The 975-nt window shown below is 64.8% G+C and carries 1 protein-coding gene; it reads right to left on the bottom strand.

Annotated elements, in window-relative coordinates; all coding sequences use genetic code 11:
• Positions 1-937 (bottom strand): hypothetical protein (locus AC01FP_RS17835; RefSeq protein WP_474482108.1); only part of this gene is annotated, 937 nt, incomplete at its 3' end.
• Positions 938-975 lie beyond the last annotated feature (38 nt).

The raw sequence follows: 975 nt of genomic DNA on the forward strand, positions 1-975 counted from the left end.
CGAAGAAATCAGCACCTGCCGTGCCGGTAAATGTGTTGTCGCCGCTATCGCCCGTGATCACACCATCCGGTGCGAGCGTGATGGTGACAGTGTCGACATCCTGCTCATCAGTCGCTCCGCCACTGGTACCCGGATCGATGCCCGTGCCGCCGCCGTCGTTGGTGACAACGGTTAGCGTATCGTCGCCGGAGTAGTTGAGGTTGCCCCGATAGACCAGCCCGTCCAGCGCCGCAGTGATCGCCGCCGCCGTGCCGGTGAAGGTCATCGTCGCGTCGTCAGTGCCGTCGCCCGCGCCAAAGCTGAGGCCCGCGGTCCCCGGCAGCGTCAGCACACCATTGGCGACCGACAAGGTCACGGTAAGCGTTGTAGCGTCGCGATCAGACACGCTGATCGCATTGCCGTTTCCGGTCGAGAAGACGAGGTTGCTGTCCTCCGTCCCGCTCTGGGCGCCCGGCACAGCATTTACCGGCGCGTCGTTCACTTCGGTGACGGTGATCGTCGTGGTTACCGGGGCACTGTTCGACGAGCCGTCGTTGACGGTCCAGGTGATCGTCTTGGACGCGCCCGGATTATTCGTGGTGGACTGGAACGACACCTGCGCCAGCACCGCCTGATAGGCGGCAACCGTGGCGGTGCCGCTGAGCGTCAGGATGCCTGTGTTTGCGCTGTACAGGTAGGTGATGCCGTTGATCGTGCCGGAACCCGAGCCGCTGATGCCCAGATAATCCGCACCGTCGCCGCCGGACAGCGGCACAAAGCCGCCGGTCACCTGGACGGTAGCTCCGGTCAGGGTCCCGCCGTCGTCGCTCAGCACCAGACCGCTCGCCAACGTCACGATCGGGGCCTGCTCGGTGTAGGCTGCGGTGTTGTCGACCCCCGCCGTGGCGCCGTTCAGATCGAGCACGGGCGGGTTGTTCGGCTCGACGTCGATTGTCATCGTGTAGGTCGGGGACGTATTGTCGCCGCCATTGTCGA

This window comes from Cyanobium sp. NIVA-CYA 375 (genome assembly GCF_056108345.1).